The following is a 24,345-nucleotide window of genomic DNA, read 5'->3' as shown; positions in this document are numbered from 1 at the left end:
GTGGCCGCGGTAGATATTTATCGCGTGGTTGCCCCTCAGCTCAACCGAAACCTTGCCGTATTGCCACTCAACGCCTGGCTGCCTTTACTCATGGTATCGGCCGCCTGGTTGACCGCCCGGGGCCCCTCCAGCAAGCGCCCTGCCGCCTGATCCACTTGTTGGATATTGCCGCTGACCTCATCGGCGGTGGCGGCTTGCCCCGCCATCGCCGCGGCAATCTGCGCCAGGGTGTCGGATTTGCACCGCGCCGGCGATCTCGGCCAAACGTGCGCCCAGCCGGTGACGGACGAGCTGCGCACTTCATCGGCCACCACGACAAACCCCCGCGCCCTGTTCACCTGCGCGGGCGGCTTCAATGGCGGCAGGCGCCACCACGTAGCCATTGAGATCAAATTGGTAAAGTTGCTCTGCAGTCATTGCCCTCACCTTGGGCTCGCAAAAGCGTCCTTGGCTTGAAATGCCTCCAACTGCATATCGCTTTCTTTAGTTACATCGTCGAGCAGATCCCAACAACCTGAAAATACCCTCGGACAGGATTTTCATACCGAAACAGAAGCTGTTTGATCCGGCTGATCGAGAGAATCCAGGTCGCTAGCATGGCGCGCCGCTCGTCTTAAAAGACGATCCGTCCAGCAGCCACGGACAAGCATGAACGTCCATTGAATGGCGCACATCGTGTGATAGTCGATTTGATAGTAGACGGACAGTTCAGCGGGCAAAAAAAATCCCGCAGAGCGTTTAACTCGCGGGATTTCTTATATATTTATGGCGGAGAGATAGGGAATCTCAGATTTCAGAGCGACAGCCCGCAGAACACGGTATCTCTTGGCTTACAGCCTCAAGAGTGGTCAAATTGAGTGGTCAAAATAGAGATCTATCAGCATGGCGACTCACCTTGTACAGAAACCCGGCGAAAGCACTTGGTATGTTCGTATGGCAGTACCAGCCGGCGTTCGTCATGCCTTTGGTGGTCGCACCAAGCTGATCAAGACCACGGGCACCAGCAACAAAGCTGAAGCTATGGATAGACGACTTCCAATCCTTGCCCAGTGGAAAGCTCAGATTGCGGCAGCGAAGGAACAAAAGCTCACTGCGGGTGACCAGTGGCGCCCCGAACTGGCAGACAGAGGTTTGACGCTGGAACAGAAGATAAATGCACGTTTGCTAGATGCGATAAAGAACCGTCAAAAGGTTTAGATTTTCTCTCTCGTGCGTACCAGTTGGACGTCCCTGCACAAGAATTACCATGGTCCGGTAAACAACCGGGGCAACCAATCCCTAGCGAATATGTAGAGGTCATGAAGGCTGCTTTCAAACGAGAACCTTCCTCAACTGTCGATGCCGTGTTGGGTGGTTCTCAATTCACTGCTGACTTTATGGTGTTACTCGCCAAAGACAAATACAAACTTTCTCAGCTTGAGTCGGAGGAAGCTCGTGAGTTGATCCTTAACCCAACAAGCTACAAACCAGTTTCACCTATTACGGATCGCCGTTTGGAACAGTTCCGAGCTTACCGGGTGAAAGACGGTATTGCCGCGAAGACCATCGACCAGCAGGAAAGTAAGCTCACCAAACTGTCTGATTACCTCCGTGATCAAGGTTCGTCGCTGACCAGTGTGACCATTGCCGCGTGGCTGGAAACGCTCAACCTCTCGAGCAAGACTAAAGCTCAATACTTGCTAGCAGGTTCAACGTTCTGGCGGTGGGCAATAAAGAATGATGCGCGTTGGCAAGAGTTGCACCTGGGACTGGACAACCCGTTCAAAGGACAAGAACTTCCCAAGGTTCGTGGTAAAGCCAAAGCAGATGCAGCCCGCAAGGCGTTTGCCCCAGAGCAGATTGAACACCTGTACGGAGTCGCCAAAGCAGACGACAACCAGACGTTGTGTGACTTGATCACGTTGGGTGCCCATACCGGCTGCCGTATCGAGGAACTCGCCCAGCTGCGCAAGGAATCGGTGGTGAAAGTCGAAGGCGTTCTGAGTTTGAAGATTGACGACAGTAAGACTGTTGCTGGCATCAGGGAGATACCTGTTCACCCTTCCCTCTCAGCCACGGTAGAACGCCTGATTGCTGATAGTGCAGACGGATTCCTCCTACCAAGCTCAGCCGGTAATAAGTACGGGATTCGATCCGACTCACTCAGTAAAGCATTTGGTAGATTGAAAACAGCACAAGGCTTTGGCAAACATCACGTCTTCCATAGCGTGAGGTCTATGGTCGTTACCCTCTTACTCCGCAGTGGAGTACCCGGCCCTACCGTCGCAAACATCGTTGGTCACGAAACTGGATTGGTTACATTTGACGTTTATGACGAAGGTGCAAGCCCTAGGCAAAAGCTTGCCGCCCTCTCCAACCTGTCATTTAACTTTTCAGGCATCAACCTTCAAACCTCTTGACTGGCTGGCCTTAACGACCACTTTGACGACGACGAAAATAAATGACGAAAGTGGTTGACGTGGTGGCAAATAGTTGATCTATGGTCTTGACAGAAATGCGAATCGTTTGCTATAATGGCCAACATAAGGAGAGGGAAACTAACCACCCCATACCAGCACCCTCAATGTTCTGCGTTCCTCTACTGACCTTAGCCTTCCTTCTAAGCGTCAGTAACGTGTTAGTAACCTTCTCCGCCAAACTTTAGAGCCACAATCTTCACAGGTTGTGGCTTTTTGTTATCCGATGCACAACACATTCATCAACTCTTTGTAACCAACTCTAAATGGAGCGATAACTTATGCCTGTAGTAAAACATTGTCTGTCCTGTAACAAGCCTTTAGCTGGATACAGATCGCACGCCGTGACTTGCGGCAGTACGTGCAGGGGTCGCCAGTGGCGTGCAAACAAAGAAGTGGTTGTACCTGTAAAGCTTGCCTTTAGTGTAAAGCACTTTGAAGCTATTAGGACTGCTGCTGACAAGCACGGTGTAACAGTTGCAAGCTACATCATCAGCCGTTCAATCGGTTCTGATATCGCCACCATTATCAGCGTTTGATAGCAATGCTATGTAGTACTTACATATGTTTGCGCATCGACCTGTAAGCCTTATAGAGCGTGGCTTGTAGCCAGAAATAGGAGCATTAAAAATGAAAATTAGACTTAACCCTGAAGCGGTGGAACAACTCACCTCAATCATGGACAGAATGGGCTACACAAGTCCTACACATGTTATGCAGGTGATGATCTCATCGACCTATAACAAGCTAATCAAGAATGCTAACAAGCATACATCCCCAATTAGAGAGGATAAACATGGCAATCAATCGAGTAAGAGAATGTAAAACGTGTACTACGGAATTCAATACTAGTCAGTTCAATGCGAAGTACTGTCCTGATTGTCGGTCTACATCCTACAGCAGAGTACAGAAAGAAAAACGACAGACACTGGCACAGAAACGAACCTTAAAACTATCCCAGTCTGATGAATGGTTGTGGATCGCAAGAGAGTGCAAACGATCAGGTACAGTTGAAATACTTCAAGGTGTTGATATTGTTGCGCTACTCGCAGTGTACAAAGCTCGTTTCAAAACGTATGGTTACAATCCTGAGACGAAGAAGAGTCAATACCACCTTTGCCATATTTCCCCAGCAGTTGGAAAAGACAGTGTTGGTTTATTGAATCACCAGAATCTATTTGTTGGCACTGCATTTCACAACCTAAAGCACAGCAACAAGAGCTACAAAGATCGTGGGTTATGCATTCCAAAGAAGAAACTTAACTCCAAATGGAAAGTATCCAAGGAAACCAGTGATCGTATTGTGTTGGATAAGGTCACTGAATATCTTGGCAAAGTGTTAATCGACTACGCCAAAGAAAACCCGATCACAAAGAGTCAGCGATACTGTGTTGCAAAGTGGGTATTCCAGAATGATCCAGACAACACACTGTCACTGAGCAAACTTGAAAGTATGTCGATGTATGAGCTTCGTGCGATTAGGGCAAGGGTACAAGATAAAGAAGCTTTTACGATTGAGTATACAACCAAACGATCATTCATTGTCATGCTCGAAGAATGTCAGCGATTGTCTGTACAGCTACCAACTGGTCAACATCAGTCAGACATCGCGTTCATGATTCCAGTGTTGCAAGTTGCAATTGCTTTCCTTGGTCGTCAACCAGATCAACATGGATTATCTAGCGTACTGGCAAATCCATACGGTATTTCATGGAACCCATTAGCGCTGCGTGAAGATATGAGCGCATCGACGTTCCGTGACCTCATAGGATTCCAGACGTTTCAAGCGCTTCAGGGCGCTCCGGTTGACCGTAAGATGATACGTAGAACCATGAGTAGGTATTTGAACGTCACGTCGCTCACGCCGGATTACAGTCACTCTAGCAATGCCATTCAGAACCACTACGCAGATGGTTACACTCAGTTTGTTGGACAAGTGCCTGTGATCAAAAATGCAATCATTTCACTAGGCATGGTAGATAAATACATGTTGGCTGAAGAGATTGCAAAAGCCGAAGAAGCTGCATACGAAGAATCAATATTCGCCGGCTTTCAGATGGAACTATGTGAGGGCTTACACGATTACTCAACGATCCATTATGAGATTGAAGATGATTACATAGCTAACCCTAACCTTGTAACATTCAAAGAACCAGTATTCGTGCCACCTAAGCCTCTGCCTGCATACCTGTCGAACGTCTGCGAGTTCTAACACGGAGGTAGTACTTACCGATGATTGGGCATGTGCCTGAAAGCGTGATTCTACAAGGCTTGTAGCTACATAAAGCTTGTCATTCTCTGTCAAACTGAGACAGAGCCCCACATTTATACAAACAAACTCAAGAAAGGAAACCAGATGAACAAGATGAAAGAATTGACTACATACGATGTAGATCGAACATTGATTAACCATAAGGATGAATTGCAATGAATAGCGTAGAGTCATTCAGGCGGTCATATGCAGTTGCAGTCGCTAGAGTTAAAGATAGGAGTGCGAAGCAGCAAGTAACTGTACGACAGGTTGGCGGTGAAGTTGCCACCAAAGCTGCAACCACTAAGCCAATCACCACAACTCAACTAGATCGCGATGAACAATATCAAGCCACAATCACTAAGTTGATGATTAACCACATCAAACAGAAAAAGGAACCCCACAATGAATAACAAGACAAATGAACGCATCACCATCCAAGGTACTGCACCGAAATTTGATGAGGCAGTATTAAAGCAGCGCCAAGCAGCACGACATAACCAGTACCATTTAACATCTGAAAGCCACGCCGTCGCAAGAGGTACGATTGCATTTGAGTTTCTTACCAATGTAATCAAACTCGCTGGTCAAGGGTATGATCTGAGCAATAACTACCCTGTGACAACTGACCCAATGTCTTATCAAGCATACATGCGTAAACCAGATGCAATCCAACAAGCTGACCTTGAGGCACTTGATGCCAAAATGAAATTAGATTACATCGCCGACTTGGAACTTGAGCGAGAAGATTACCGAGTGAAGCTCACTGCACAATTACTTCAGACTGCTGAATTGAAAGAGCGGAAAAAGGAAGAAGAAAAGAGAGCAAAACTTCTGAAGGAAATTGAGAAAGAAGTTAACGATGCATTTGGTGAGCTTGTTATACCAGCGTAACCAATAATAACACCTGTAAGACTCTACAATTGGTTCTGAGAGAGTTTACAATGTTAGTCATAAAACCAGCAACGTTACGAGCCTCTGAGTGCCTACCAGCGTTCAGGGGCTTTTTCACATCTGTAATATGCCAACCAGTAAACAGGGTGATAGCAGGTTGCTATACAGGTACGGATACAGGCAGCCATAACCACCAATAAAGTGACCAACACCTCTGAAAGTATGATTATACCTGGGGTCGGTGGATTCCCTGTTAAACACACGCTTCGCATTCTCCTCCATTCGTGCACATAACTAAGCATTTTGATTGTAATTAACGATAAAACAATAAAACTCTACCGCAGTTGATCACTCGCCCGATAATCGGCACCAAAAGACAACAGGATTATCCAACCTTCAGATTCTTCATAGCATCACCATACCCTGCTTCCATTACAGCCCATTGGCGCTCTAGCTGACGCTGAAGGTTTGCCACATCACATGCAATGCCAAGGTCAGCCCGTATAGCGACCATAACTTTCAGTTGAAGCTTAGATAGCTCTTTCATTTCAGGGAAAAGCTTCATGCTATATTCGCGTAGTGCGGCGTTCAGACGCTCATAAGCAAGCGCCACTGCATCTGCGTACTGCTGAGTCTGATTAGAGTGAAACTCATATGATCCTTGAAGATTCTGAAATACCATCCGATCCTGCCGACCTTCTTCTTTTAATCTGTTCATCTCTTGAACAACTCGTGACACATCACCAGACGAACTTTCATGCAGTGACTGGTTGATCCCTATGTCGGTTCTCGCGTCCTGTATGACCGCAAGCTGAGGCAGTAGCTTTAGAAACAATGATCCAAATTCAACTCCTAGATTTCCGGCTAATATGGAGGTTTTAGGTTCGGCTACTAACCTTAACCTTGCGATAGACCCGCTAATCAGTTGAAGTTCTTTTGTGAAGTTTAAGTCGGTAAAGTCACGATTGGCCATTTCACTCAGACTGAGATTCGTGTTTTCAATATCTTCACTTACTTTCAAATATACGTCACGCCTAAGATCGCTGATTTTCTCTTTAGCTTTCTCGGTTGCGTCATGATCAAGTTGCAATTTGAGACGGGCAGTATTGCCTCTATTCGAAAGCATAACCCCAAATAAAGTTATGACTGATGCGAGAATCGCAGACCAGATCACATCTGGAACAATTTTAATAAGTTGAACAATTTCTGAGATCATTACATCACTCCTTGATATCCATGGTACTTCAAGCATGGCCGCCGCCCAGAATGATTAATCTGGATTGTTGTAACTTTCCTGATATTCATCGAACGCTGATTCAGACAGTCTTACTCCAGTTTCGATATTCACCCAATCCTTCACTGTTTTCGCCACGCCTTGATAGCCGGGAAAAAGCGTAGAGCCGTCAACCCCAAGCTTAGAGCAAAGGTCCAACAACTCCGGAGCTTCACTGATTGGTAATGTCATTTTTATGAGTGCCTGCGTGGGTTGTGCGTAAATCTCCTCCACGTCTTCCAGCGCCTCCACTTTATACACATCCCGAATGTCGTAGGTGGTGATGTTGTGTGTAGTGAACAGTCCAGACTGAGCCGCTTGGTTTTTACTGGTGCCACCCGGAGTCTTAATTACTTGGACCGTTTTCCACTCAGCCGAATGAGTCGTATCTAACGCCCAAACCGCTAGCTTTGCATCTCCTCTCTCAAGCTCGAAGTTTGCTGAAGACGCTGCAAAATAGCAGGCAACAAAGCTCCGCTCTGTCCAGTCCAGAAGCCGCGTTGGTACATCATAGTGCTGAGCGACGGCCATGATTTCATGCAGCAACGCAGGCGGCCAAGGTTTGTCAGTCTCCAAGTAGTTGTCGTAGTAGTATGAATCTGACAATAACCTCTTAACCTCCGTATTGTAGCTGGGTAATGTTAACCCTGCCCGGTCACAGCCGAGCAAGAATCTTCTGAGAACTTCATACTCGAATAAAACCTGGCCTGAAGTTGTTTCGTCAAATACTCTTCTTGGGGAGCCATGAGCAAAAGAACCTGCACCACGTCGGCAGACTGAAGGTGTAAGTGGGTATCCGTCACTCGGCTGACCTCTAAAGATGTACCCGCTCTTACGCCAGATAGGGTTCAGCGGGGACACGTAATCCAGCAACTCAAGTGCCGTAGTGAAAGGTATTACGCTCGGACTACCCATCGCTTTCCATTCCTCATCCAGTAGATATTCCCAGTGTACCAGCGAGATGCCACTACACCTGCTGAATGCCACTACAGGGCATCTACGTCGTCACAGCAGCTGCGCATTACGCCAGCTAGTCACGTCGAACTACCTTCCAGACGCCTGCCGATGAGGTAGCGTCTGATATCAGGCGGTGTCATGAATCGTCCATATAAAGCTACCAGCCTAAGACAACTAAAACTGGTGTCATAAAATAAGCTTGACCACTTAATGATACCAGATGATAATGACACCACACTAAAAGACACCAGTGACACCTTGTCATGGTAAGCGGGTAAGGACACACAGCATGAGCCGCACATTTCTCTACGCACGAGTAAGCACTACAGACCAGACCACAGCTAACCAAGTGCTGGAAGTTCAAACAGCAGGCTTTACCGTAGAGGCTCAGCGTGTAATTGCAGAGACTGTGAGCGGTAGTACCTTGGCAGCGGAACGTAAAGGCTTCATCAAACTATTAGAGCGTATGGAAACCGGTGACTGTTTGATCGTTACTAAACTGGATCGTCTCGGCCGCAACGCCATGGATGTACGCGCTACGGTAGATAAATTGGAAGCATCTGGTATCCGTGTTCACTGTCTTGCACTTGGTGGTGTAGACCTCACCAGTGCGGCGGGTAAGATGACCATGCAAGTATTGGCAGCAGTCGCAGAGTTTGAACGTGACCTACTTGTAGAGCGTACCCACGCAGGCATAGCACGTGCCAAATCACAGGGTAAAACACTAGGTCGACCAGCCGCTATCGGCACCACAGCGAAAGTACAGAAGGTTAAGGCTGATGGTCTGTCACAGAGTCAGGCGGCCGCCGCGCTACAAATTAGCCTCGCTACTATCAAACGCCACTGGAATATCTAAGCCTGCAAATCTCCTGCAATCCTATGGAAGCAACGTCAAGGCTTCGGGCGTGCTGAGAGTGTCGTGTTCAGCCGACACGTCCTGTACGCAATCCTGCGCACGCTGATCAGTGGATTCCTAGAAGATCGGACGGTACGGTATTTTGGGAAGTCTGGCGTGTCGAACCGCAGCGATCAATATCCACGGATTCCAGCACCATCAAAATACTGCTACACCTCGAAATCGAGATTCTAAATTAGGTAGAATTGGGCTGATGCGGCTGACGCGGTCAACGCCTGCTGAAACAATCCATTACCCCAACCTTCACATATTTTTGAGATGGGGATTTGGCGTGCCAGCGTCAAAGGCTTGAAGTGTAAATGTTTCGAATGATCCATCGACAACAATATCTACACTAGTAGACTTATCGACTTTATCGGTTCCGCCGACGATAGGCTGCCCATTACGCCACACAAATTTGCCGTGCTCCTTGAGCATCTTTGCAATCTCCTTCGCCACCACACCCTGCACGTACTGAGGGTCGAACTGCATCCTTTGCAAAATATCCACCTTCCCGTCTACTGGCCCTTCCTCACCCTTGTAGTAAACGTAGGACATGCTCACCGAAACTTCATTTGTGTCTACCACCCGGCTTCTCCTTAGCTTGGTTTAACAGTGCAGTGCCGCATAGACACTCGATAGCACAGTGCCACACAGGGGATAAGTTTACAAAGCCCGTGACGGAAGGAAAAATGGGGACAGATTGAGTGGTCAAACTGAGTGGTCAAACAACAAAAACAACAGACACAAAAAAGCCCCGCAAATCAAAGACTTACGAGGCTTTTCAAATAATGGCGGAGAGATAGGGATTCGAACCCTAGGTACCGGTGAAGGTACAACGGATTTCGAATCCGTCCCATTCGGCCACTCTGGCATCTCTCCAACGGCGCGCATCATAACAACACTTTTGCCGGAAGCGAACCCCCTGAGCGAAATATTTCTGTGCTATCAGATGCTTGCGTCGATTAAAGCGGTACGCCCAGACGATTGGCGACTTCTTCGTAGGCTTCGATGACGTCACCGAGGCCCTGACGGAAGCGGTCCTTGTCCATTTTCTTGCCGGTGGCCTTGTCCCACAGACGGCAGCCGTCCGGGCTGAACTCGTCACCCAGGACGATAGAGCCGTCCGAGAACACGCCGAACTCAAGCTTGAAGTCGACCAGCAGCAGGCCGGCGTCGTCGAACAGTTTGCTCAGTACTTCGTTGACCTTGAGCGACAGTTCTTTCATGCGCACGAGCTGCTCGGCAGTGCCCCAACCGAACGCCACGACGTGAGATTCGTTGATGAACGGGTCGCCCTTGGCGTCGTCCTTCAGGAACAGCTCGAAGGTGTAAGGGTTGAGCTTGATGCCTTCTTCAACGCCCAGGCGCTTGACCAGGCTGCCCGCTGCGTAATTACGTACAACGCATTCGACCGGGATCATGTCGAGTTTTTTCACCAGGCATTCGTTGTCGCCCAGCAATTTATCGAACTGGGTCGGTACGCCGGCGGCTTCGAGTTTCTGCATGATGAAGGCGTTGAACTTGTTGTTCACCATGCCTTTGCGATCGAGCTGCTCGATGCGTTTGCCGTCGAACGCCGAGGTGTCGTTGCGAAACAGCAGGATCAAGCGGTCAGCGTCGTCGGTGGTGTAAACCGATTTGGCTTTGCCGCGGTAGAGTTCTTCACGTTTTTCCATGATGGGCTCCGCTTGCTAAGTAGGTGGGCTAGGCGATGTGGCGCCAGTCGAGCCCTGAATCTTGATCGGCCAGTTGCAGCCAGTCCGGGTCGCACCCGAGGGTGTCGACAAAACATTGCCGGGCCAGCTGCGGCAGGTTGTTCTTGCTGCTCAGGTGGGCCAGGACCAGGTGTTGCAGGCCTTGCCAGCCCAACTCGGCCACCAGGAATGCTGCCTGATGGTTGTTCAGATGTCCGTGTTCACCGCCCACCCGCTGCTTGAGAAAGTAGGGGTAATGACCGCGCGCCAGCATGTCACGGCAATGGTTGGACTCGATCATCAACGCATCGAGGTCACGATAGCCGTTTAACACTCTGTCGCAATAAGAGCCGAGATCAGTCAGCAGGCCGAAGCGCCGCTCACCGTCACTGAACACATATTGCGTCGGCTCCTGTGCATCATGGGCCACCGCAATGACGCCGATGTCCAGGCTGCCGATCTGAAGTTGCTCGCCGCCTGCGAGCAGGCCGGCCGGTTCAATCGGTTTGCGCATCCCGCGCAGGGTGCCGCGGCTGAGATACACAGGCAGATTGTAGCGCCGAGACAGTAAGCCCACGCCATGCACGTGATCGGCATGCTCGTGGGTCACGAGTATCGCGCTCAACTGCGCAGGGTGAACACCCAGGCGCAGCAAGCGTTTTTCGGTTTCCCGCAGGGAGAATCCACAATCCACCAGCACGTACGTATCAGCACTGGCTATCAGCGTGCCATTCCCTTGGCTACCGCTGCCGAGAACGGCAAAACGCATGTGATCAGCCCAGATTGTCCTGAATCACGCTCAACACTTTGCGCGCTACGTCAGCCGGCGCCACGGTGTTGATGTTTTTCTCGACGGTGACCTGGACGTTTTCACCCACCTTGCTCAGGCGAACCTGATAACGCTCGGCGCGCGCTTCAACTTCTTCCTTGTTCGGCGCACTGCCAAACAGGCTGCTGAAGAAGCCGGGTTTGTCGTCGGCTTTCTCGGCTTTTTCGGCGAGGTTGATGTAGTACAGACCCAGGCTGCGGTTGATGTCTTCAACGCGCCATTCACCCTGTTCCAGTGCACGACCCACGCTCGACCAGGCGCGATCCAGATCAGGACCGACGTTCAGAACCGGGTTGCCGCTGCCGTCTTCGCTCAGGCTGACACGACTTGGCGTATCGAAATCACGCGAAGCCAGCATCGACACCGAACCGCCCTGCTCGGAGGTACTGCTCATGCTCGCGAGCATGTCGTCGACCAGTGCCGCGTCGAGGCCGGTGTTGACCGAACGGTTGGTGAAGGCGACATCGGCCGTGCTGCCGGCGGGACGTTCGGCGGTCACCACGTAGATTTCACTGGTGTTGCGCTGCACACCCGGCTCGATGCGAACACGAGCCCGCACTTCGCTGTCGCTGCTGACGCCGGCGGCGCCCAGGCGCTTGGCCATGGCGGCGGACAGCTCGTCAGAGTGCTGCCAGGTGGTGGTGAATTCCCCGGTCTGCGGGCGCTGCTCATCCAGACGGAAGCCGTTGTCCTGGAAGAATTGCACAGCCACTGGCCAGATTTCGGCAGGAGGATTTTGCGCGACGATCCAGCGAGTATCACCGCTCTTCTGCAGCGAGTAGGCGCTGGCGTCGGCGCCTGCGGTCATCGGCTGCGGACGCGGCACAATGTATTCACCCTTGACGCTGTCGTCGGCCACGTTGCGCGGGATCGGCAACAATGGATCCAGACGTTTGGCTGTGCTCACGTCCGTCGGCAATTGCATGGGTGCAGTCTGTTGCGCTTCCAGGTAGTCGCTACCACGGTCACGGAAATAACCTTCCGGGCCCCAGACCCATCCGCAGCCACTGGTGCTGGAGATAATCAAGGCAAGTGCGGAAAGTCCGGCCAATCGCTTCATGCGTCGTATTTCCTCAATTAAACCAGGACGCTGCACTGGCGCAGGGCCGTGCGAAGCGTTTCATGACAAGGTGCGCTCAGCCAGGTCAGCGGCAGGCGAATGCCTTCGTGCATCAGGCCCATTTCGACCAAAGCCCATTTCACCGGAATCGGGTTGGCTTCGATGAACAGGTCTTTGTGCAGCGGCATCAGTTTTTCGTTTATGGCCCGCGCGGTATCGGCGTCGCCCTTGAGCGCGGCCTCGCACAGGTCGGCCATTTCGCGCGGAGCGACGTTGGCGGTGACGGAAATGTTGCCCTTGCCACCCAGCAGGATCAGTTCGACAGCGGTCGGATCATCGCCGGACAGCACGATGAAATCCTTGCTCACGCCATCGATGATTGCCTTGGCACGCTTCAGGTCGCCGGTGGCTTCCTTGATACCGATGATGTTCGGCACGGTGGACAGGCGAATCACGGTCTCGGCCTGCATGTCGCAGGAGGTGCGGCCGGGAACGTTGTAGAGAATCTGTGGAATGTCGACCGCTTCAGCGATGTGCTTGAAGTGCTGGTACAAACCTTCCTGAGTGGGTTTGTTGTAATAAGGAACAACCAGCAGGCAAGCGTCAGCCCCGGCTTCCTTGGCGTTGCGGGTCAGCTCGACGGCTTCGCGGGTCGAATTGGCACCGGTGCCGGCGATGACCGGAATACGCCCGTTGACCTGTTTGACCACGGCGCGGATGACTTCAATGTGCTCTTGCACATCAAGAGTTGCCGACTCGCCAGTGGTGCCGACCGCGACGATGGCATGGGTGCCGTTTTCAAGGTGGAAGTCCACGAGTTTGCTGAGGCTGTCCCAGTCAAGACACCCTTGTGCATCCATGGGAGTGACCAGTGCCACCATACTGCCCGCAATCATGAAACCGCTCCTGCCGGAAAAAGAGAGCGGTAATGGTACTGGCGCCAAGATGCTTGCACAAGCAAAGTACTGCGCCGCCGCCATTCCCCTCGGCGTTGCTTTTCGCTACCCTTCAGACTTTGATCGGTACTGATCAGCGTGTTAGTCGGTTTACAGCCTCCCTTTTTGGTCTTCCAGGCCCCGTGCCAGCGTCGTATCAGCGCGCTCCTGCCATTATTGGAGCAAGTCACGATGCACGACCGGGGTTTTCTGCTCGGACCTGCGCAGGCGTTCCCCGGCAACCGATGCTCCTCATCTACCGACCGCTCATCGCTTTAGGAATGCTGCATGTCCACCCCCACAGTCCGCGAACAATTCCTTGTCATCAGTGCCCTCGGCGCCAACCCCATGGAGCTGACTAACGTCCTGTGCCGCGCCAGCCATGAAAACCGCTGCGCCGTTGTCACTTCCCGCCTGACCCGTCATGGCGAGTGCAGTGCGCTGGTCCTGGAGATTTCAGGAAGCTGGGACGCGCTGGCGCGCCTTGAAGGCAGCCTGCCGACCCTGGCCAAGAAACACGCTTTCACCGTCAACGTGGTACGCAGCGCAGCCCTGGAAAATCGTCCTCAGGCACTGCCTTACGTCGCCTACGTCAGCTCGGCCTACCGCTCGGACATCATCAACGAGCTGTGTCAGTTTTTCATGGACCATAACGTCGAACTGGAAAATCTGACCTGCGACACTTATCAGGCGCCGCAAACCGGCGGCACCATGCTCAACGCCACGTTTACCGTGACGTTGCCGGCGGGCGTGCAGATCAGCTGGCTGCGCGATCAGTTCCTGGATTTCGCCGACGCGCTGAACCTTGACGCGCTGATCGAACCGTGGCGCCCACAGAACCCAATGTAAGGAAGCTTTAATGGCCGTTGCCATCGACCAACCGGTTGCCGACTTTGAAGCACCTGCCACCAGCGGGCAGACCGTCAGCCTCGCGAGCCTCAAAGGCAAGCAGGTGGTGATCTACTTTTATCCGAAGGACAGCACGCCGGGTTGCACGACCCAGGGTCAGGGTTTTCGCGATCATCTGGACGCGTTCAAAGCGGCGAACACCGAAGTTTTCGGCGTTTCTCGCGACAGCCTCAAGTCCCATGAGAACTTCAAGGCCAAGCAGGCGTTCACATTTGAATTGATCAGCGACAAAGAAGAAGCGCTGTGTCAGTTGTTCGATGTGATCAAGCTGAAGAAGTTGTATGGCAAGGAATATATGGGCGTTGATCGCAGCACATTCCTCATCGACAAGGATGGCTTGCTGCGCCAGGAATGGCGTGGCGTGAAAGTGCCGGGGCATGTGGATGCAGTGTTGGCGGCGGCTCAGGCGCTGGATAAGGCTTGATTCTGTAGCGCCCTCTCGGACGCTATCGCCAGCAGGCTGGCTCCCACAGTTGACCGCGTTATCCAGACAGACGCGATTCATGTGGGAGCCAGCCTGCTGGCGAAGAGGCCATAGGCCTCACCGCAGAATCCTGACCTTACAGCAGCGGCGCCACCACCGGTTCCTTGCGCGGCCACGCATCAAGCACAGCCTTGAACAGGGTCGCCAGCGGAATCGCAAAGAACACCCCCCAGAACCCCCACAAACCGCCAAACAACAGCACCGCGCAGATAATCGCGACCGGGTGCAGGTTCACCGCTTCCGAAAACAGCAACGGCACCAGCACGTTGCCATCCAGCACCTGAATGATTCCGTAGACCGCCATCAGATAAATGAACTGATCGCTCCAGCCCCACTGGAACAGCGCGATCAGCAGCACCGGCACGGTCACTACCACTGCGCCGACATAGGGCACCACCACCGACACGCCCACCAGCAATGCCAACAGCGCCGCATAGTTGAGCCCGAGCACCACAAAACCAATGTAAGTCGCCCCGCCACAAATAAAGATTTCGATGACTTTGCCGCGAATGTAATTGGCAATCTGCCGGTTCATCTCATGCGCGACCCGAGTGATCAGCGCGCGCTCGCGCGGCAGATACCCGCGCACCCATTCGCCGATGATCTGCCGATCCTTGAGAAAGAAGAACACCAGGATCGGCACCAGCACGAGGTAGATCATGATATTGACCAGCAGCGGCAGGCTCGACAGTGAGAACGTCAGCGCCCATTGACCAAAATTGCCGATCTCGCCCCTCGCCACTTCGATGGCGCGCAGCACCTGTTCATCCGATACCAGATGCGGGTAACGCTCGGGCAGCAGCAACAACAGCGACTGCCATTTGGCGAGCATCCCGGGCAATTCGTTGAACAGCGTGATCAACTGATGCCACAGCAACGGCACCACAACCACAATGAACACCATCAGCACGCTCATGAACAATGCGAACACCAGGCCCACCGCCACGCCGCCCGGCATGCGCAGACGCTCGAGTGTCACCACCAGACCCTGCATCAGATAGGCAAGGACCATTCCGGCAAGCACAGGCGCCAGCATGCCGCCGAGGGTCAGCACGGCGGTAAATGCCAGAACCAGCAGGACCGCCAGCACCACTGCCTCCTCATCGGAGAAATAGCGCTGGATCCAGTCGCGTAATACTTTGAACATCAATAATCCTTATTCACGAACGCTGCGGGTCTCAGGCTTTTTTCAACCAGTAACGGTAGATGCCCGCCTCGTCTTCTTCACGCAGCAGCGTATGACCGGCCAGGCGGGCGAAGGTGCGGAAGTCGCGCTGGGAGCCCGCATCGGTGGCGGTAACCTTGAGCACCGCGCCGCTGGCCAAGCGATTGAGTTCAAGCTTGGCCTTCAATAATGGCAGTGGGCAATTCAGGCCGCTGGCGTCGAGTTCAGCGTCATGGGCTACAGCGTCGGTCATTGAATCACTCCGGGTCGGGGGTCGAGGCGCTTAGAATATCTGGTCCCGGGCGTACTGTCCGGCTACAGTAAGGTCTTTGTCGACTAAGGCTTTGTGCATGACTTTTTTGCGCCCTACCCTGCTGACGCTCGCTTGCCTGCTCGCCTCACCGAGCTTCGCCGACGACCTGCCGTCACTCGGCGACGCCAGTTCTGCCATCGTCTCGCCGCAACAGGAATATCAACTGGGTCGAGCCTGGCTGGCGCTTTTGCGCAGTCAGGTATCGCAACTCAACGACCCGCAACTCAAGGACTATGTCGAATCCAGTGTTTATCGACTGGTGGAGACCAGTCAGGTCAATGACCGACGCCTCGAATTCATTCTGATCAACAGTCCGCAGCTGAACGCGTTTGCGGCGCCGGGCGGGATAATCGGGGTCAACGGCGGACTGTTCCTGAATGCCCAGACCGAAGGCGAATACGCCTCGGTAATGGCTCATGAACTGGCCCACTTGTCGCAACGGCACTTCGCCCGCGGCATTGAAGCGCAACAGCGCATGCAGGTGCCGATGATGGCTGCGCTGCTGGCCGGGATCGTGATCGCTGCCGCCGGTGCTGGTGATGCCGGGATCGCAGCGATTGCCGGCTCGCAGGCAGCGGCCATCCAGGAACAACGACGCTTCTCGCGCCAGAACGAGCAGGAGGCGGATCGTGTCGGCCTCCTCAACCTCGAAAAAGCCGGGTATGACCCGCGCTCGATGCCGACCATGTTCGAGCGATTGTCCCGTCAGTACCGCTTCGATGCCAAACCGCCGGAATTTCTGCTGACCCACCCGGTGACCGAGTCGCGAATAGCCGACACGCGCAACCGCGCCGAATTGGCCAAGTCAGGCGGCATCGAAGACACCGTGCGCTACCAGTTGATTCGTGCGCGGGTGCAACTGATCTACGAAGAAACACCGGGGCTGGGCGCCAAGCGCTTCCGTGCGCAACTCGATGAAAACCCGAAAAACGATGTGGCCCGTTATGGCCTTGCCATCGCCCAGATCAAGGGCGGACAGTTGAACGAAGCTCGAGAAAACCTCAAGGCGCTGCTGCTCAAGTCACCCAACGAGATTATCTACAACCTCGCGCAGGTCGATCTCGACATCACCAACAACCGTCTGCCCGATGCACAATCACGGGTCGACCGCTTGCTGACGATGTATCCAGGCAATTATCCGTTGAATTCGGTGCGGGTGGATCTGCTGCTCAAGCAGAACCGTGCACCGGAAGCCGAGAAAGCGCTGGAGAGCTTGCTCAAGAGCCGGCCGGATGACCCGGACGTCTGGTACATGGTTGCGGAAACACGCGGCCTGTCAGGCAATATCATCGGCCTGCATCAGGCCCGTGCCGAGTACTTTGCGCTGGTCGGTGATTATCGCCAGGCGATCCAGCAACTGGACTTCGCCAAACGTAAGGCCGGCACCAACTTTCCGCTGTCTTCACGCATCGATGCGCGTCAACGCGAGCTGATGGAGCAGGAGCGCATGGTCAAGGACATGATGGGCTGACGCTTTTGCGCAGACACAAAAAAACCGCCTCAATCGAGGCGGTTTTTTATTCAGCTTTCAACCGGACTATTCAGCCAGCTTGAAGGTGATGAAGCTGGCCCGACCCTGACGCAGAACCCGCATTGACACCGAGCGGTTCTTCGGCAACGCCTTGGCGATGTCGGTGAACTCCTTGGGAGAGCCAATCGCCTGGTTGTTCAGGTGAGTGATCACGTCGCCGGGCTGCAGGCCAATCTGGGAAGCAGGACCGTCCTGCACTTCCTTGATGACCACGCCGCCTTTCAGGTCGTAGGTTTTCTTCTGTTCGTCGGTCAGCTCGGCCACCGCAACGCCCAACCGATTACTGCTACGCTCGGCACCGGATTTGGCCAACGAACTCTGGTCGTCGCCATCTTCGGGAATTGTGCCAACCGTCAGCTCGACATTCTTGCGCTTGCCTTCACGGATCACTTCCAGATTGGCTTTCGAGCCTGCCTTGAGTGCGCCAACGAGGTGAGGAAGATCAGCGGACATGACGATCGCCTGACCATTCATGCTCAGGATCACGTCCCCGACTTGCAGACCACCTTTGGCCGCCGGCCCGTCGTCCTGAATTTGCGCAACCAGTGCACCGGCCGGCTTATCCAGCCCGAATGACTCGGCCAGGTCCTTGCTGACTTCCTGGATCACAACGCCCAACCAGCCGCGGCTGACCTTGCCACCCGTTTTCAACTGATTGGAAACATCCAGCGCGACATCGATAGGGATCGCGAACGAAACGCCCATGAAGCCGCCGGAACGGGTGTAGATCTGCGAGTTGATGCCGACCACTTCGCCCGCCAGGTTAAACAGCGGACCACCGGAGTTGCCCGGGTTGATCGGTACGTCTGTCTGAATGAACGGCACGTAGTTTTCGTTAGGCAGACTGCGACCAATGGCACTGACGATGCCTTGAGTCACGGTATGGTCGAAACCAAACGGAGAGCCGATTGCCACAACCCACTGCCCGGCCTTGAGGTCCTGGGATTTGCCGAGCTTGAGCACCGGCAGGTCTTTGCCTTCGATTTTCAGCAATGCCACATCGGAACGCGGGTCAGTGCCTACCAGTTTGGCTTTCAATTCGCTGCGATCGGCCAGACGGACGAGAATTTCGTCGGCGTCGGCGATCACATGGTTATTGGTCAGAATATAGCCGTCTGGCGAGATGATGAAACCCGATCCCAGGGATTGAGCTTCGCGCTGACGATCGCCACGAGGCGAGCGGGATTGCGGCGGCATGCCTCGTTCGAAGAACTCGCGCAGCATTGGCGGCAAGCCTTCAAGATCGGGCATCTGCTGATTGACCTTGCGGTCCGGAAGTTTCTGCGTGGTACTGATGTTGACCACTGCAGGGGAGGCCTGTTCGACCAGTTGCGTGAAGTCTGGCAGTTCGACCGCTTGGACAGCGACCGCCTGACCGAGCACCAGCACAGTGGCAAAGATGGAAAGGTAAGATTTCAAGCGTGTTATCGACATACGGCTCCCGTTACGACGAGCAGGGTTGAGCGATATGGAGCAAAGGAACACCGGAACGATACGCCGGTATTTTTGTTCCGGGAACAAAAAACAAGGCCAGAGCCGAGAGGCTCTGACCTATAAGAAAATTGGGTGGGATTTGCAAACTGAAATGCTCACCAAACATTTCGATATCGACTCACTGCGTGGTGGTGGCAGCATCTTTACGCATGGACAACGCAATACGCTCAGCGGTACCGACCGGTATTTCACCAACGACGGTCACCATCATTTCGCCTTGCGGGGTCGTCAGACGCCGAGAGACCGCAACCGTAGGCCCCAACTGAGTGCGGGTATCGGTAACGGTGGCACCATTCAACGGTTCAAGAAACACCGAGAACCGGGCCAGGCCATCGTCATACATCAAACTGTTGACCTGAGCCTTGGTCGACGCATCCTTGTGGGCAGTGCTGTTAATCAGCTCGAAGCCAGGGGGCAGCCAGTCTGAACGCCAGGCTTGCGCGACTTTCTCCGCCGACGCCTTGCTGGTATTGATGGCAACCGCCTTGCAATCGGCCCCCGGACGCAAATCCTTCTCGGAAGGCACACCCGCTGTCTCGAGTCGAGTGAACTGGAACCGCTCCAGCAACTGCCCTTTGTCATTCAGCAACAATGACTTGAGGGGCAGACCGGTTTCTTTATCCAGGTGTAACTCAAAGCCATAACGATGCTGATCCCTCGGCGTCAGTGCAATGATGACTGCCGGGCGACCGGCCACGCGGGATTTGCCGATGACAGCGAGGTCATACCAGTTTTTGAGTTTTTTGGGATCGAGCGCCCGGGCTGCAGCGCTGGGAGAATCCCCGAGGCCGGCGATCAGGGTGCCGCTGACACATTGAGTGAGTCCGTCAATGCGTACGACTTCCTGCGCAGATCCATCGAGCTGGAGCAAACGCTCGCTGACCTTGCCACCTTGAACACGATGCCAGATGTTGTGGGTTGAGAAACTGCCACTACGCTCGTAAACGAAGGTGCCTTGAAAGCTTTGCTCTTGCTCGGCGTGACCAAGACGAGTCAACCAGTCCTGAGCTTCGTCGGCATGGGCTGGAACAACGAACCAGCCACCGAGCAGAAGCGTAAGTAGAGGTATGGCGCGCATGATCCTCCTTAACGGTTTTCCAGGCTTGCAGCGCGGGCGTAAGGCAGAGCGCTCTCGGTACCTTTCAGCGCAGCCTGTTGCGCATGCTGACGCAGATAGCTCGGCAGACGCTGATCATGCCAGCCCGGCTGCCCTTGCAGAACGCCGTTGGCCATAGGGCCAGTGGCTTCCGAACTCTCGCTGTAGCCAGCCAGTACTGCCGGGCCTTTTACCTGCGGAGTGGCAAGACCTGGTTGAGTGGACTGCTGAGCAAGCTCGACACCCGCGATCTCATCCTGGTTGTACAGACGAACACCAGCCAAAACAGCAACGGTCACCGAGGCAGCAACTGCCAGACGACCCAGGCTACGCCATGGACCACGGGTGGCTTTTGCCGGTACGGCTTCGTCGGCAAGCGCAGCAGAAACTGCCGCAGCAATGTCCAGACGTGGAAGCAGCAAGTCCTTGTGCATTACTGCCCGAGCGATTTGATAACGAGCCCACGTTTCACGGGTTTCAACATCGTCAAAGGCATTAAGCACTCGACGCAGTTCCAGTTCGTCCGCTTCGTTATCCATCACTGCGGACAGCGATTCCTGCAGGGCTTCACGACTCATGGCGTTCCTCTCTTGGCTATCGCCGCTGTCTCAGTTTTCCTGCAACAACGGTTGCAGGGCTTTATCGATGGCCTCCCGAGCGCGGAAAATCCGGGAGCGCACGGTACCCACCGGACATTGCATGACGCTCGCAATGTCCTCGTAACTCAGACCATCAAATTCACGTAAAGTTAAGGCCGTACGCAAATCTTCTGGCAGTTGCTGGATGGTTCGATGGACAGTTCCTTCGATCTCATCCCGCAGTAATGCACGTTCTGGCGATTCGAGATCCTTGAGGCCATGATCGCCATCATAAAATTCCGCGTCTTCAGAACTGACATCACTATCCGGCGGCCGGCGGCCGCGTGAAACCAGATAGTTTTTCGCCGTGTTGATGGCGATGCGGTAGAGCCACGTGTAAAACGCGCTGTCTCCGCGAAAATTTCCCAGCGCACGATACGCCTTGATAAAGGCTTCCTGCGCCACATCCTGGGCTTCATGGGTGTCGTGCACAAAACGCACGATCAACCCGAGAATTTTGTGCTGGTATTTCAGCACTAGCAGATCGAAAGCTCGCTTGTCACCGCGCTGCACGCGTTCAACCAGCTGCTGATCCTCTTCCTGGGTTAGCATGAACTCTCCTCGATAAGCTCGGAGGAGGCTTGCATAACTAAACGACCAGACTTGCAAACATAGACTCGGGCTTTTCGCAAAAGTTCTCCCCCTTCCAAGCAAGTTTCCTGCGGGCTCTGTTTTGGCACGCACGAAAAGCGCAGCTCGGAACAATCCGACTGCGCGAATAATCTTGTCATCGGATCGGCGGCGAGGATCAAATCACAACCCCGCACGTAAACCCGATGCTGTCCCTTGATTCAGGCAACGGTCTATTGATCTTGGGCCTTTGGCAAAAGTTCCAAATATTTCTAGCCGTGTCCGCGCTACAGTGTGCAACCTTGAGCGGAAATCAGTGTTAAATCCACGATACAGTCGCCGTGTCGCCGAATCGGCTGAAAAAGCATCCGACGAAGCGTCGACCATTTTCAGTTCATCGTAGTTTCACATTGCCATATGTGCCCGGCTATTGTGCCGCTCCCCCCCTCTATATACTAGTGGGCTGTGTGGTTGCGTTGCCAAGCCGTTACATTAGTCGTGCGCCAACCCGGATTCGGGTCGCTTTGAGCGGAATTTCGAAATGAGCCAACAGTTCCAACACGATGTCCTGGTAATAGGCAGCGGCGCTGCCGGCTTGAGCCTCGCGCTGACCTTGCCGGGTCATTTGCGCATCGCAGTACTGAGCAAGGGCGACCTCGCCAATGGCTCGACGTTCTGGGCGCAGGGCGGAGTTGCCGCCGTCCTTGACGATACTGACACCGTGGAATCCCACGTCGATGACACCCTGAACGCCGGCGCAGGTCTGTGCCACGAAGAGGCCGTACGTTTCACGGTCGAGCACAGTAAGGAAGCGATTCAGTGGCTCATCGACCAGGGGGTGCCTTTCACCCGTGATGAACAGTCCGGCACCGAGGACGGCGGATTCGAGTTTCACCTGACCCGTGAGGGCGGTCACAGTCACCGGCGCATTATTCACGCCGCCGATGCCACGGGCGCGGCAATCTTCAAAACCTTGCTCGACAAGGCAAAACAGCGTCCTAACATAGAGCTGCTGGAACAGCGGGTTGCTGTCGACCTGATCACCGAAAAACGACTGGGCATGGAAGGCGAGCGTTGTCTTGGCGCCTACGTTCTCAATCGCGGCACTGGCGAGGTGGACACCTACGGTGCCCGATTCGTCATCCTCGCCTCCGGCGGCGCCGCCAAGGTCTATCTCTATACCAGCAATCCCGATGGCGCATGCGGTGATGGCATCGCCATGGCCTGGCGCTCGGGCTGCCGAGTGGCGAATCTGGAATTCAATCAGTTCCACCCTACTTGCCTGTATCACCCTCAGGCCAAGAGTTTTCTGGTGACCGAAGCCTTGCGCGGGGAAGGCGCGCATTTGAAGCTGCCCAACGGCGAACGCTTCATGCAGCGTTTCGACTCGCGTGCCGAGCTCGCACCCCGCGATATCGTCGCCCGCGCGATCGACCATGAAATGAAGCGCCTCGGCATCGACTGTGTTTACCTGGACATCAGCCACAAACCTGAAGACTTCATCAAGACGCACTTCCCGACGGTGTATGAACGCTGCCTCGAATTTTCCATCGACATCACCAGACAACCCATTCCGGTGGTTCCAGCGGCCCATTACACCTGCGGCGGGGTGATGGTGAACCAGCAGGGCCGCACTGATGTGCCTGGCCTCTACGCCATCGGTGAGACCAGCTTCACTGGTTTGCACGGTGCAAACCGAATGGCCAGCAACTCGCTGCTGGAATGTTTCGTCTACGCCCGTTCCGCGGCAGCCGACATACTTGAGCAATTGCCGCAGATCGCAACGCCCGTCGCGCTGCCAGTCTGGGATGCGAGCCAGGTTACCGATTCGGACGAAGACGTGATCATTGCGCACAACTGGGATGAATTGCGGCGGTTCATGTGGGACTACGTGGGCATCGTGCGCACCAACAAGCGTTTGCAACGGGCACAACATCGCGTGCGCCTGCTGCTGGATGAGATCGACGAGTTCTACAGCAACTATAAAGTGAGCCGGGATTTGATCGAGCTGCGCAACCTGGCTCAGGTCGCCGAATTGATGATTCTGTCGGCCATGGAACGCAAGGAATCCCGGGGTCTGCACTACACGCTGGACTACCCGCAGATGCTGCCCGAGGCGCTCGACACTATTCTGGTGCCGCCCACCTACGCCGGCTGAACGTGAGCCGAACTCGCAAGCGACGGTGCAAATCCGCCGACTGCGAATCGCGCGGCACGCAGATGGAGCGGGTCCGCCGCTCGCCCTTCAGCCGAAAACGCAGCACTACAATCAATGGCAGGGCCAGGCTGTCTGGCCTCAGCTGCACAGGCTGCCAACCGGAAGCCCTGCTCCATAACTGCCAGCCATCGCCATCGCGCCGCAGCCCTGTGAAGGCCTTGAGATGAGTCAGCAAGATCTGGCGCGGCAGGATCCACGCGCCATGCGCCAGGCAGGCGCAAATGCCGAGCACAGTTGCCCAGACGGGAATCGATAGAAGAACCAGCGCACCCAGCGCGGACAGCTGGGCCAGGAGATACACCGCCAGCAACTGCCGCGAGGCATGCCAACGGCATTCAAATGCATTACTTGGGCTGAACACGGTCCAGGATCATCCGAACCATGCGCTGAAGCTCCGGATCTTCCGATTCGGCGCGCTCCATGAACCAGCCGAACATGTCCTGATCTTCGCATTCGAGCAGACGGACATAGCAGTCGCGATCAACCTGATTGAGGTGCGGATAGACCTCTTTGACAAACGGCACCAGCAATACGTCAAGCTCAAGCATGCCGCGGCGGCTGTGCCAGTAGAGGCGATTCAGTTCAACATCTTCGACCATGGAGCGCTCCTCAAATAGGCGGCAAGTATACAGTCCCGGACGCCCTCGAACAGTCGGCTTTGGTCGGGCATCACCTACCTT

The 24,345-nt window shown here is 54.2% G+C and carries 25 protein-coding genes, 1 tRNA gene and 1 pseudogene; 10 read left to right on the top strand and 17 right to left on the bottom strand.

Translation table 11 applies throughout. From position 1 onward, the window contains the following. Positions 1–35: 35 nt before the first annotated feature. Positions 36–366 (bottom strand): annotated as a pseudogene (locus F8N12_RS07410) (methyl-accepting chemotaxis protein); the annotation flags it as partial. 516 nt (positions 367–882) lie between these two features. Here F8N12_RS07410 and F8N12_RS07405 point away from each other — a divergent pair. The 5 genes from F8N12_RS07405 to F8N12_RS07385 all read left to right on the top strand — a co-directional run bounded on the left by F8N12_RS07405 (position 883) and on the right by F8N12_RS07385 (position 5,601). Further along, positions 883–1,197 carry a DUF6538 domain-containing protein gene (locus F8N12_RS07405; protein WP_150579872.1) on the top strand — a complete coding sequence of 105 codons (315 nt, stop codon included), beginning with the start codon at positions 883–885 and terminating at the stop codon, positions 1,195–1,197. A 101-nt stretch (positions 1,198–1,298) separates the two neighbouring features. Next, the gene (locus F8N12_RS07400) at positions 1,299–2,399 is read left to right on the top strand and encodes a tyrosine-type recombinase/integrase (protein WP_150579871.1); all 1,101 of its coding nucleotides are present in this window, start codon (positions 1,299–1,301) and stop codon (positions 2,397–2,399) included. Between the two features lie 853 nt (positions 2,400–3,252). Beyond that, positions 3,253–4,668 (top strand): hypothetical protein, encoded by a 1,416-nt coding sequence (locus F8N12_RS07395; RefSeq protein WP_150579870.1) that lies wholly within the window; start codon positions 3,253–3,255, stop codon positions 4,666–4,668. Positions 4,669–4,883: 215 nt separating this feature from the next. Further along, positions 4,884–5,120, top strand: a complete 237-nt coding sequence (locus F8N12_RS07390; RefSeq protein ID WP_150579869.1) for a hypothetical protein — start codon at positions 4,884–4,886, stop codon at positions 5,118–5,120. Further along, entirely contained in the window at positions 5,113–5,601 is a 489-nt protein-coding gene (locus F8N12_RS07385; protein ID WP_150579868.1) for a hypothetical protein, read from the top strand. The genes F8N12_RS07390 and F8N12_RS07385 overlap by 8 nt, the downstream gene beginning before the upstream one ends. Before the next feature lie 385 nt (positions 5,602–5,986). Here F8N12_RS07385 and F8N12_RS07380 read toward each other — a convergent pair whose 3' ends face one another. Both F8N12_RS07380 and F8N12_RS07375 read right to left on the bottom strand, forming a co-directional pair. Then, the gene (locus tag F8N12_RS07380) at positions 5,987–6,817 is read right to left on the bottom strand and encodes a hypothetical protein (protein ID WP_150579867.1); all 831 of its coding nucleotides are present in this window, start codon (positions 6,815–6,817) and stop codon (positions 5,987–5,989) included. Between the two features lie 54 nt (positions 6,818–6,871). Beyond that, entirely contained in the window at positions 6,872–7,789 is a 918-nt protein-coding gene (locus F8N12_RS07375; RefSeq protein ID WP_150579866.1) for an FRG domain-containing protein, read from the bottom strand. A gap of 331 nt (positions 7,790–8,120) precedes the next feature. On the opposite strand from F8N12_RS07375, the gene F8N12_RS07370 reads away from it, so the two are divergent. Then, the gene (locus F8N12_RS07370) at positions 8,121–8,687 is read left to right on the top strand and encodes a recombinase family protein (protein ID WP_150579865.1); all 567 of its coding nucleotides are present in this window, start codon (positions 8,121–8,123) and stop codon (positions 8,685–8,687) included. Positions 8,688–8,990: 303 nt separating this feature from the next. On the opposite strand, the gene F8N12_RS07365 is transcribed toward F8N12_RS07370, so the two are convergent. The 6 genes from F8N12_RS07365 to dapA all read right to left on the bottom strand — a co-directional run bounded on the left by F8N12_RS07365 (position 8,991) and on the right by dapA (position 13,208). Beyond that, positions 8,991–9,314, bottom strand: coding sequence for a hypothetical protein (locus tag F8N12_RS07365; RefSeq protein WP_150579864.1), 324 nt, complete (start codon positions 9,312–9,314; stop codon positions 8,991–8,993). A 204-nt stretch (positions 9,315–9,518) separates the two neighbouring features. Next, positions 9,519–9,608 (bottom strand) — tRNA-Ser (locus F8N12_RS07360). Between the two features lie 83 nt (positions 9,609–9,691). Further along, positions 9,692–10,405, bottom strand: coding sequence for a phosphoribosylaminoimidazolesuccinocarboxamide synthase (purC, locus tag F8N12_RS07355; protein ID WP_150579863.1), 714 nt, complete (start codon positions 10,403–10,405; stop codon positions 9,692–9,694). A gap of 28 nt (positions 10,406–10,433) precedes the next feature. Further along, the gene (locus F8N12_RS07350) at positions 10,434–11,192 is read right to left on the bottom strand and encodes an MBL fold metallo-hydrolase (protein WP_028621870.1); all 759 of its coding nucleotides are present in this window, start codon (positions 11,190–11,192) and stop codon (positions 10,434–10,436) included. A gap of 4 nt (positions 11,193–11,196) precedes the next feature. Then, positions 11,197–12,312 carry an outer membrane protein assembly factor BamC gene (gene bamC / locus F8N12_RS07345; protein WP_150579862.1) on the bottom strand — a complete coding sequence of 372 codons (1,116 nt, stop codon included), beginning with the start codon at positions 12,310–12,312 and terminating at the stop codon, positions 11,197–11,199. Between the two features lie 17 nt (positions 12,313–12,329). Continuing rightward, positions 12,330–13,208, bottom strand: a complete 879-nt coding sequence (gene dapA, locus F8N12_RS07340) for a 4-hydroxy-tetrahydrodipicolinate synthase (RefSeq protein ID WP_150579861.1) — start codon at positions 13,206–13,208, stop codon at positions 12,330–12,332. Positions 13,209–13,535: 327 nt separating this feature from the next. On the opposite strand from dapA, the gene F8N12_RS07330 reads away from it, so the two are divergent. Continuing rightward, entirely contained in the window at positions 13,536–14,096 is a 561-nt protein-coding gene (locus F8N12_RS07330; RefSeq protein WP_150579860.1) for a glycine cleavage system protein R, read from the top strand. A 10-nt stretch (positions 14,097–14,106) separates the two neighbouring features. After that, positions 14,107–14,580 carry a peroxiredoxin gene (locus F8N12_RS07325; RefSeq protein WP_150579859.1) on the top strand — a complete coding sequence of 158 codons (474 nt, stop codon included), beginning with the start codon at positions 14,107–14,109 and terminating at the stop codon, positions 14,578–14,580. Positions 14,581–14,716: 136 nt separating this feature from the next. Here the strand turns inward: F8N12_RS07325 and F8N12_RS07320 are convergent, their stop codons facing one another. Both F8N12_RS07320 and F8N12_RS07315 read right to left on the bottom strand, forming a co-directional pair. Continuing rightward, positions 14,717–15,787 (bottom strand): AI-2E family transporter, encoded by a 1,071-nt coding sequence (locus F8N12_RS07320; protein ID WP_150579858.1) that lies wholly within the window; start codon positions 15,785–15,787, stop codon positions 14,717–14,719. A 31-nt stretch (positions 15,788–15,818) separates the two neighbouring features. Continuing rightward, the gene (locus F8N12_RS07315) at positions 15,819–16,058 is read right to left on the bottom strand and encodes a sulfurtransferase TusA family protein (RefSeq protein ID WP_090181214.1); all 240 of its coding nucleotides are present in this window, start codon (positions 16,056–16,058) and stop codon (positions 15,819–15,821) included. 97 nt (positions 16,059–16,155) lie between these two features. Here F8N12_RS07315 and F8N12_RS07310 point away from each other — a divergent pair, with 97 nt between their 5' ends. Then, positions 16,156–17,589, top strand: coding sequence for a M48 family metalloprotease (locus F8N12_RS07310; protein WP_150579857.1), 1,434 nt, complete (start codon positions 16,156–16,158; stop codon positions 17,587–17,589). A 66-nt stretch (positions 17,590–17,655) separates the two neighbouring features. On the opposite strand, the gene F8N12_RS07305 is transcribed toward F8N12_RS07310, so the two are convergent. The 4 genes from F8N12_RS07305 to rpoE form a co-directional block, all read right to left on the bottom strand. Then, positions 17,656–19,083, bottom strand: a complete 1,428-nt coding sequence (locus F8N12_RS07305; protein WP_150579856.1) for a DegQ family serine endoprotease — start codon at positions 19,081–19,083, stop codon at positions 17,656–17,658. Positions 19,084–19,261: 178 nt separating this feature from the next. Further along, the gene (locus F8N12_RS07300; protein WP_150579855.1) at positions 19,262–20,221 is read right to left on the bottom strand and encodes a MucB/RseB C-terminal domain-containing protein; all 960 of its coding nucleotides are present in this window, start codon (positions 20,219–20,221) and stop codon (positions 19,262–19,264) included. Between the two features lie 8 nt (positions 20,222–20,229). Further along, positions 20,230–20,817, bottom strand: a complete 588-nt coding sequence (locus F8N12_RS07295; protein WP_150579854.1) for a sigma-E factor negative regulatory protein — start codon at positions 20,815–20,817, stop codon at positions 20,230–20,232. A gap of 30 nt (positions 20,818–20,847) precedes the next feature. Next, positions 20,848–21,429: an RNA polymerase sigma factor RpoE gene (rpoE, locus tag F8N12_RS07290; RefSeq protein WP_003172477.1), complete on the bottom strand. Its 582-nt coding sequence runs from the start codon at positions 21,427–21,429 to the stop codon at positions 20,848–20,850. Between the two features lie 559 nt (positions 21,430–21,988). Here rpoE and nadB point away from each other — a divergent pair. Further along, the gene (gene nadB / locus F8N12_RS07285; protein ID WP_150579853.1) at positions 21,989–23,605 is read left to right on the top strand and encodes an L-aspartate oxidase; all 1,617 of its coding nucleotides are present in this window, start codon (positions 21,989–21,991) and stop codon (positions 23,603–23,605) included. Here nadB and F8N12_RS07280 read toward each other — a convergent pair. Together F8N12_RS07280 and F8N12_RS07275 are read right to left on the bottom strand one after the other, a co-directional pair. Continuing rightward, complete coding sequence (locus F8N12_RS07280) at positions 23,574–24,026, bottom strand: protein YgfX (RefSeq protein ID WP_150579852.1); 453 nt, start codon at positions 24,024–24,026, stop codon at positions 23,574–23,576. The genes nadB and F8N12_RS07280 overlap by 32 nt on opposite strands. Further along, the gene (locus tag F8N12_RS07275) at positions 24,010–24,264 is read right to left on the bottom strand and encodes a succinate dehydrogenase assembly factor 2 (protein WP_028624454.1); all 255 of its coding nucleotides are present in this window, start codon (positions 24,262–24,264) and stop codon (positions 24,010–24,012) included. Before F8N12_RS07275 ends, F8N12_RS07280 begins: the two co-directional genes overlap by 17 nt. Between the last annotated feature and the right edge of the window lie 81 nt (positions 24,265–24,345).

The sequence above is a fragment of the Pseudomonas fluorescens genome (assembly GCF_902497625.1).
GTDB lineage: Bacteria > Pseudomonadota > Gammaproteobacteria > Pseudomonadales > Pseudomonadaceae > Aquipseudomonas > Aquipseudomonas fluorescens_BQ.
The sequence above is the reverse complement of the archived record's forward strand: the minus strand, read 5'-3'. Positions and strand labels throughout refer to the sequence as shown.